6 protein-coding genes and 2 pseudogenes are annotated in these 8,512 nt (G+C 37.0%); all 8 read right to left on the bottom strand.

What is annotated here, in order from left to right; translation table 11 throughout:
* Positions 1 to 405 precede the first annotated feature (405 nt).
* Positions 406 to 684 carry a hypothetical protein gene (locus tag FTT98_RS16505; protein ID WP_180036263.1) on the bottom strand — a complete coding sequence of 93 codons (279 nt, stop codon included), beginning with the start codon at positions 682 to 684 and terminating at the stop codon, positions 406 to 408.
* A gap of 666 nt (positions 685 to 1,350) precedes the next feature.
* Positions 1,351 to 3,537 (bottom strand): annotated as a pseudogene (locus tag FTT98_RS16510) (RHS repeat-associated core domain-containing protein); the annotation flags it as partial.
* 12 nt (positions 3,538 to 3,549) lie between these two features.
* Positions 3,550 to 4,065 (bottom strand): hypothetical protein, encoded by a 516-nt coding sequence (locus FTT98_RS16515; protein WP_180092384.1) that lies wholly within the window; start codon positions 4,063 to 4,065, stop codon positions 3,550 to 3,552.
* Positions 4,065 to 4,826 (bottom strand): hypothetical protein, encoded by a 762-nt coding sequence (locus FTT98_RS16520; RefSeq protein ID WP_180092382.1) that lies wholly within the window; start codon positions 4,824 to 4,826, stop codon positions 4,065 to 4,067. The genes FTT98_RS16515 and FTT98_RS16520 overlap by 1 nt, the downstream gene beginning before the upstream one ends.
* Positions 4,827 to 4,829: 3 nt before the next feature.
* Entirely contained in the window at positions 4,830 to 5,243 is a 414-nt protein-coding gene (locus FTT98_RS16525; RefSeq protein ID WP_180092379.1) for a hypothetical protein, read from the bottom strand.
* Positions 5,233 to 5,751 (bottom strand): DUF4123 domain-containing protein, encoded by a 519-nt coding sequence (locus tag FTT98_RS16530; RefSeq protein WP_180092375.1) that lies wholly within the window; start codon positions 5,749 to 5,751, stop codon positions 5,233 to 5,235. Before FTT98_RS16530 ends, FTT98_RS16525 begins: the two co-directional genes overlap by 11 nt.
* A 1-nt stretch (position 5,752) precedes the next feature.
* Positions 5,753 to 8,380 (bottom strand): type VI secretion system Vgr family protein, encoded by a 2,628-nt coding sequence (locus FTT98_RS16535; RefSeq protein ID WP_180177581.1) that lies wholly within the window; start codon positions 8,378 to 8,380, stop codon positions 5,753 to 5,755.
* A gap of 41 nt (positions 8,381 to 8,421) precedes the next feature.
* Positions 8,422 to 8,512: pseudogene (locus FTT98_RS16540) on the bottom strand (IS5/IS1182 family transposase); the annotation flags it as partial.

Genomic DNA, 8,512 nt, shown 5'->3' on the forward strand with positions numbered 1-8,512 from the left:
TGTTCCACTTTAGATATTTGTTTAAGATGAGATGTAACTCATTGAAATGTGTCATCATATTCGTCGTCAGAAAACAAGTATTATGCCATTATTTCAATGAGTTATCTTTTTTTGTCGTGTACAAAGATTTTATTATTGCTTTGAGTGTAATGTTGCGACTCGAAAATCGTCAAATCACTATCCCAACCAAATAATGTCAGGCTGTGTTCCACTTAATTTTGATTAACTATTTGACTTTGTTCAGATATTCGTCTTCCAAATATATCATAACCATAAATGGTGATTTGACTATTGTGATCACTTTGGATTAAGCGATTAAGGTTTCTGCTTATTTGGCTGGTTTCAATCACATTTTTTTGGTAAATTTAATACACATATTTTTCAAACACCTACACCTAAAATATTTTAAAAGTCTTCGTTTTTTTTATCTGGAAACAAATATTCAATTATAAGAAAAATTACTGAAACTACAATACCTATCGTTTGAGTTATTAAAAAGAAAAACATTAGATCATTAAAAGGCATTATATAATCATCATTAAAATAATTATAAATAACGGCTAAAAAAAATCCTGTCAACCCCAGTAAAACCCCCTTTATAAAACAAAACAAATAGGGATGATTATCTGCTTTCAGATTAGATATAAATGTACCTAACACAATTTCAATAATTATATTGAACATATAAAAGTACTTCCTTTATTATTTACTGTACTGTGGTTCATCTAACTTTAGACTCGGATTCTCTTTAATAGGCTTTGTTGTAATAGATTTTACTGCTGTTTGACCATAAAATATTCTTTTTCCAATAGTATTTGTAGTATTTTTATAGAAATTCATAGCTGTAACATATTCTACTCCATTTGCTTTTGCAAGATTTGCGCCAACTCCTCCTGCTAATGCTCCCACACCAGCTACACCAAGAGTTCGCTTATAATTATAGGCATTGCATTTACATCTAACACTATCAAATGTTTGAAAACCACCGTCTACTGCAGCAGAACCAACAGCACCCATTATTGGTGCCTTTGCACCTGCTCCAAAACCGCCACTAATTACTGTAACTCCATATGGTAAAGTAGCGGCGGCAGCTCCAACTGTACCTACATTTCTCATTCCTTGCTGATTTCTTAAAACATTTGCATCTTGCTTATTTTTCGCAACACTTGACATAGTTCCTGGCAATAATGCACCCAATATTCCAGTACTTGGTCTATTTTGTTGTTTGGATCTTGCATCTTTTATTTTTGAAACTTGCCAAGCAGCTTTTTGTTGAGCGAATCTTTCAGCTGCATGCTTTTCAACTAACGCATTATTCGCAGCAACTTTTTCCCTTTCCCCTTGTGCCATCAACCCCATCGAATCGACCCATTGATTCGGATCGCTCACATAAATTGAATTATTTAACCCACCAAACAACCCAATCGGATCTTTACTCACATACCTTGCACTATGTGGCTCATAATAACGATATCGGTTATAATGCAATCCAGTTTCATGGTCATAATATTGACCTTGGAAACGAATGTTGTTTGAAATAATTTCTGAATTTTCAAAGAAATTCGATTTAGCCTTTTCAGCCTTACATTCACCCCAAGCCTTATACTCAGCTTTCCAAATGATCGAACCTGTATGGTCAGTCATTTCTTGTGGTGTACCTAAATGGTCACAATGATAGAACCATACATCATCAAAGCCTTTGCTTTGCTTGGTGGTCTTCCACAATGGATCACGATGTACGCTATACGGCTTGTCTGACCAATCAGGCGTTTGGTGTAATTCTATAGGGCTTTGATAGACCGCTTGTAGCATCGGCACAAAGCTGTCTTTTTCGTAGATATAGTGTTTAGTGGCTTGTTCCGTTGACTCATAAGCCAGTGTGTCACCATCCCATCCATAGATGATGTTATGTTCATCACCTGTATGGTGATGTTTACTACGTTTTTGGATACGACGACCTAAAGCGTCATAACGATATTCTGCGGTGTATTGGCTGTTACGGCTTTTGATCATGCGTCCATACACATCCCACTCAAGGTTTAAATCACCTTGCGTAGATTTTTGTCGAATGAGTTGCCCGTATGCATCATATTGGTATTGTTGGTCGAGATATTCTTTCACCACGTTATTGACTAGACGGTTGTAGCCAAAGCCTTTTTCTTCTGTTTGTTGTTGGTGGCTTTGGTCATGATTTTGCGCTTTATCATCATTGTAACGATCTATGATGTTACTAGCAGGGTCAAAGTTAAAGGTCTCTTTACCGAGTTTACTGCTTGCTTCAAGTAAACGTCCTACAGGATCGTATTTGTAGGCAATGTTACCACGTCGTGTATCCTTGATCGCAGTCAATTCACCTGTTTTATCGTATTGATACAGTCGTTGAATCAATTGACTGGTCTGTTGCAGCGCATTGTTCTGTTGGTTATTTTTTTCTTTGTACTGGCTTTGGTAGCCATTGTCATGTTCATTGAGCATGATTTGGCTGTGTAAGCGTCCTACAAGGTCAAACTGTTGTTCTTGGCTGGTGCCATTGGCGTAGTGTCTTGTGATTTCTCGATGTAAATCATCTCGTTCAAAGCTGACTAAATCCTGTCCATTGACAATCAGGCTTTGTACATGACCTGTACCGTAGGTGAGCCAATCAATGTTTTGTCCATCTGGTCGAATAGTTTTGATTCGATCATTGATTTCATCGTAGCTGTGTTTCCATACCGCTGTTGTGTTGCTCTTATAATCCTGTTGGTGTTCTTTGATCACATTACCCGCAGCATCGTAGAACCATTGTAGGTTACTTTCTGCATTCTTGGCATGCAGAATACGTCCCATGTAATCGTAAGCAAATTCTTCAGTCTGTTTCTCTTCTAGTTCTAAGCCATAGTGCCCATAGCCTGCGGTACGTTGTTCCAAACGTCCCATACTGTCAAAGATGAATTGCTGTATGCGGTCTTTCGGTGCTGCACGGTCTTTTAAATCTTGTCCATAAGCTGACGCAACCTCGATACTTGTGGTGAGTCGACCATTTAACTCATCATAATGATAAATTGTTTCTTTGCCATCGAAATCGATTTCCTTAATTAAACGACCGCCAGCATCGTAAACAAATTCGTAACTTGCGCCATTTTCATTCGTCAATCGTTTTAGGCGTCCTAAACGATCCCATTGATATTTTAGCGTATGGTTTAATGCATCGATGCGTTTGGTTATTAAACCTGCTGCATCGTATTCATAGCGTGTCTGCTGTTGCTTAGCATCAACGTGAGCAAGTAACCGTCCTTCAGCATCATGGACAAAATGTTCTTCAGTCCCATCAGCATGTTTGATTTTTTCAAGCTGACCAAAGGCATTTAAAGGTAAGCCTTTGATGATTGACTCACGCTTCTCAGCACTAAATTCTGTATAGAAATATTCGACTTTTTGTTTTAGAGCATTTTCTACGGATTTAACACGCCCACGTTCATCATATTGCCATTTTGTTTCTTTGCCTGAACAATCAGTATAGCTGAGTAAATTACCTTGTGCATCATATTTAAATTTTTCAATCCAACTTTATTATATTGAATTCAATCTACTAAAATCATTTTCATATTTTAATTCAAATTCATTAATTATTTGGTCTAATTGTTCCAATTGTATTTTATCGTCCAAAAATTTTGAGATAAATCCTATTGCCGAATCTAATGATTTTGAATGACGCAAATCAACCATTAATGATAACTCTATAAAATTATCTTCACCATTTTCAGTCTCAAGAGCTGTATTTCCAGCTCCAACCAAAAAATATGGGTAATCAAATTCTTCTTCATAATTCCCCATATGAAAAATAGTTAGAATTTTTTTTTCGTAATAATTGTATAATTTTATGGCAGGGTTTGAGACTTCATGATCTGTATCAAAATTTATATAAGAATCGTAATAAGTCCAATCCTTAAAATGACTAATTTCCTTTAGAACATTTATCCAAAAATAATTCGCTAATACATACTGATTAATATCATTGTTCCAAGACAAAAATGGGTAAAGTGGGTGCTGTTGCAATAATTCAATTCTTGACTTTAATATATTCATTAGAGTGTACCAGGTCCCATAAGTTGACCTTTATGAACTGTTAAATCAATTCTGCGAGAGGCAGCCTTTTTTAAAGCTTTATTTGCACCAAAAGCTTTAGTTCCATTAAAATAACAACTTATTTCATATTTACTATAAATTCCTGTTGTTTTATTTTGTTCTAAAATTTTTAAGATATTTGCATGTGCTTTATCAGCACCTTTTTGAAAATCTTTTCCTCTATCACCTTTAACCAAACCAAGCTCTGGATTTAGGTCAATCCCATTCTCGCCTTGAGCAAACAAAGCTAATCGAACAGCATTAGCTGCTGCAGTTGCAAATACAAACCCAGGTGGGGTTGGTAAATCCCAGCGAGATATTGCTGGTGTTACTACAAGCATTCCTGTTTCTTCCTGTGCTTGAATATTACCACGATGGCTTTCATCCTTACATTTTTTATTACTTGGAGTTCCGCCTACTGTATCAGTACATGTATCTGCTTTCTCCTTTACCTTTGGTTCAGCTTTAGTTTTAGAACCCATAAATATGCCAACTTTATCTTGATCTAATCCAACATCTGGTTGACCCAAAACACCTGGAATTTTATCAGAATCGACGCCTAAACTTTGAGTTGAAAAAATTGCTGTAACAGCAACACCCGCAACACGTAATAATCCTGCCCCACCGACTTTCATTCCATCGCCCATTTTAGAAGCGATTTCTGTAACTTTAGAGCCAATTTCTGCTGTCGTTATTGATGGAGCCGTTGCTACTATACCCATGACTTATACCAATTTTTCTAATTGTTTATAAAATTCTTTTTGTGCTGGCTCTACTGTGATCACAGCTAATATTTTCATTAAAATATCGACACGTTTATAAGGATGCCATAACTTTTCAGTTAGAATTTTTTGCGTAAAAGGGTGTTCATCAAAATTTTCACCTATATGAAACTGTAATCCTAGATAACCTGACAGCCAACGATTAAATTGAGAGTCATTTTCATAACCAGCCATATATATTTTGGCTTTCTTCACTCCCTTAGTCATATAGGAAATACCATCTGCATCAGTTAATGCTATCTTTTCAGCACGTTCAGGGAACATTTCTTTATAATCATTCCAAGCAATGCTAGCTAATATTTCTTCACGATCTGTAATAAAAGAATCTACTTGTTCCTGTGTAAATTTAATCGGCATAGCAATGACTCTCTAAATTCAGAAAAGTATTATCCATTTGTTGAACCCACCAATTAGTAATAGGTTTCAATAAATCACTATATTCCTGTTCATTCAACATCTGATTTAATACTTGAATAATAAAGGGATCATAAAATCGAAATAGTGCTAGTTCACCTGTAGGAAGTTCAGCTTGTAAAAATGGCTGTAAGTGCTGAATTAACTCATGTTTTGATAAAGGAGTTTCTAGAACTGAAAACATTCCTATATTTTCTTCAATTAAAAATTGCTTATTAAGTTCATCTTTAGTTTCAAAATGAATAGGAATCAATAAAGGTGAGACTTCCAATGGTGAAGTTTCATCAATAGTGCCTTCAAATAAATTTCCAATTTGTTTAAGTTTTTTGAACGAAAGCTTCTTTAACCAGCGACGTATAAAAAGATAATTTTTCGCAGTATCCAGCAAAAGGAAAAAATTATTTTCTGAATCACTTTTAGCTATTTGTTCAAATAATTTAGTGCTGTTCATATCAAATTTCCCTATGAACAAAAGGCAATGACTTTCTTGCTGCATCTAATAAACAAGGGATACAGATTTTGCTTGAAATATTTGGGATTTGGAAATTATGACGCGTTCCTCCCGTAAATTTTGTTTGTCCAGATTTGACTTCAATCAATCCAGGGCTATTGATTTCAATTGAACCGTCCGTTTTAATTTTAATATAGCCACCACCACAAGTTAGCATAATCTCTTTTTTAGCTACTATCGTGACTGCATTTTCTGTACTCATAATTTTACAGTCTTTTAATGAGGCTACATCAAGTTCATCATTTTGCGCATGAATTTTAATTTGCCCCTGCGTAGCAATAGCATTAATACCGTTTTCTTGTGTATATATACTTAAACCTTTTACAGCATGGGCTGTTAGCTCCCCTGAAGAACTTAAATCTAACTGTTTACCTGAAATAATTTTTATATTCTCTTTAGCTACATGTGTCTGATTCTGTTGGCTTACAGAAATAATATCTTTGGAGGAACTCATTAAAATATGAGGTTCCTCAAATTTTGCCAAAGTCGTTTCAACTTGTTTTGCTATGTCCTCACTAATTTGATAATTTTCATCTTGAAACGCTTTGCTTGTTCTTGCATTTTTTTCTAAAGTTTTTAGTTGATCTAATGATTCAGATATCTGAGTTAATAACCCTTTAATATTTAATTGAATATCTGAAGCATTCGATTGATTTTCACTACTAATTAATAACCCTTGCCCTGCACGTACCGCACCCCATTGGTCTGTACGCAATTCAAAACCTTCACCACGGTCTTCACTTTCTGCCTTATCTTTAGGATGACTCAGCTTACCTAAATTTAGTTGCGTTGCACCATGACTGCTTTGCAGTTGGGTGCTGATCTGTCCAGTTGTATCATCAAAGCGTAGTTGTCCAAAACCTTCGCCTTTGACTTCTTTAGAACGAATACCTGCCAGTTTTTTGGTATCAGGTAGTTTGCCTTTGTTATCGAATTTGGTTGGGTGACGTTGTGCTTCGTGGATGCGTCCCACCACAAATGGTCTGTCGATATTACCGTCAAAGAAGTCGATGACGACAATCTCATTGACCCTCGGTAGGAATCTTGCTCCATAGCCTTCACCTGCCCATGGCGTCAGTACATCGACCCAAGCGGAATCGGTGTCATTGTCGTTTGAGCCTGCACCACCATCATGAGTATTATCTTCATTTCGGGTGAATAGGAATCGAACTTTGATGCGTCCCCATTCATCGACATGAATTTCTTCTCCACTTAAACCCACCACTTTGGCACGCATGGGATGTACTGTTGGTCTTTGGGTGAGAGGATTATACTCAGGAACGGTGGCAATATTACGTCGTTGCAATACGAGGTTGTTAGCTTGACGTTCATCTTGGTTATTGGTTTGAATATCAAATTGTTGCCAATTACTTTGTTTAAGCAAGGCTGTGACTTGATCGGTTAAGTCTTTGGGAAGATTATTTTGGTTATAGAAGGACTTCGCGGTGATTAAGAATTCTTTATCCGCGCCATCATGTTCATCAATTTCTAGGTGTTCATTGAATTCAAACCAGTAACCTACCTGTGCATCACGCACGGTTGAGGTTGCAGTAAATTGTTTGGCTTGTGAGTCGTAGTAGTTGCTCAGGTTTTCATTAAACTTTTCAATCTGACTATTGCCTGATTTGGTTGCACCATCTTCACCTTTGAGGTCTTGTATCCATGCAGGGGAAAAGTGCCATGCCTGTTCTAAGCCAAGGCTTGCATTGTCTTGGTTTTCACTATGGCTGTGTTTGCTTTGTATTGAGCCTGCGCCTTCTTCGGTTTCGAGTGCATCAGCTTGCCAGCGTTGGATGTGAACCGCAGTCGGTTGAATACTACGCCGTCCAATAAAATTGGTGATCGAATCAGTTTGTTCTACTGCCGAGCTTCTATGGAAGCGAATATTACGTCGATCCAAAGCTTTGTACTGGGCATTATCATCAATCAAACGGAGTTTTTGGGGTTGTATTTGTTCACTTGAACTAGATACTTTGAGTTGTGCTTCGTCAATGAGCCAATTAATACCTTCAGATGCAAGAAGCCGTTGAACAAAGTCTATATCCCGCTCATTCATCTGCATGATAAATGGACGAATATCGTAGTCTTTAGTGAGTCCACTTTTATCCAATGTCAGACTTGAAGCAAATAATGGACTTTTTTGTTGCCACTCAGAGAAGATGGTTTGCACTACGTCAACCACAGATTTATTCATGAACACGCGTGAGTTTCGACGGTGTTTCCAGAGTGCTGTTGGGTCCTCTACGATTAAGCGATAAATCGTGAGCGATCCATCACTTGCACCAATATCGGCTTTTGTCACAATACCAGAAATACGATTGAGTTCGGATTTGTCGTTGACAATATCAATTGCTGTTTGTGCACCAATGAACTGCTTTAAAGGTATATTCGCTGAGGTCGAAAGGCAGATGAGTTGTAAATGAATACCCTTATTTAATTCATGCGTGCCTTCAATACGCTGAAGGAAGACTTGGTCGTTGAGCGTGCCGTTACTCAACTGTACGTGTATTGCACGTTTTTGTGCGGTAAGTCCAAGTTGCTCTAATTCAGCATAAATATTATTGGGCATTCTATTTAGGGTGTGTTGACATTTACAGCCGATAAATTGAGCTAAAGAGGCAACCATATAAATATACAAGCTAAAGCAACAGCGCTTTGATAGTTACGTTTTAGCTTATCGTATCTTGTGGCAATTCCTCTA

The sequence above is a fragment of the Acinetobacter sp. YH12039 genome (assembly GCF_013420015.1).
GTDB classification, from domain to species: domain Bacteria; phylum Pseudomonadota; class Gammaproteobacteria; order Pseudomonadales; family Moraxellaceae; genus Acinetobacter; species Acinetobacter amyesii.

What these genes read in the sequence shown, in the direction of transcription:
- FTT98_RS16520 (WP_180092382.1), bottom strand. Translation starts at nt 4,826, where the DNA reads ATGGGTATAGTAGCAACGGCTCCATCAATAACGACAGCAGAAATTGGC.
- FTT98_RS16525 (WP_180092379.1), bottom strand. Translation starts at nt 5,243, where the DNA reads ATGCCGATTAAATTTACACAGGAACAAGTAGATTCTTTTATTACAGAT.
- FTT98_RS16515 (WP_180092384.1), bottom strand. Translation starts at nt 4,065, where the DNA reads ATGAATATATTAAAGTCAAGAATTGAATTATTGCAACAGCACCCACTT.
- FTT98_RS16530 (WP_180092375.1), bottom strand. Translation starts at nt 5,751, where the DNA reads ATGAACAGCACTAAATTATTTGAACAAATAGCTAAAAGTGATTCAGAA.
- FTT98_RS16505 (WP_180036263.1), bottom strand. Translation starts at nt 684, where the DNA reads ATGTTCAATATAATTATTGAAATTGTGTTAGGTACATTTATATCTAAT.
- FTT98_RS16535 (WP_180177581.1), bottom strand. Translation starts at nt 8,380, where the DNA reads ATGCCCAATAATATTTATGCTGAATTAGAGCAACTTGGACTTACCGCA.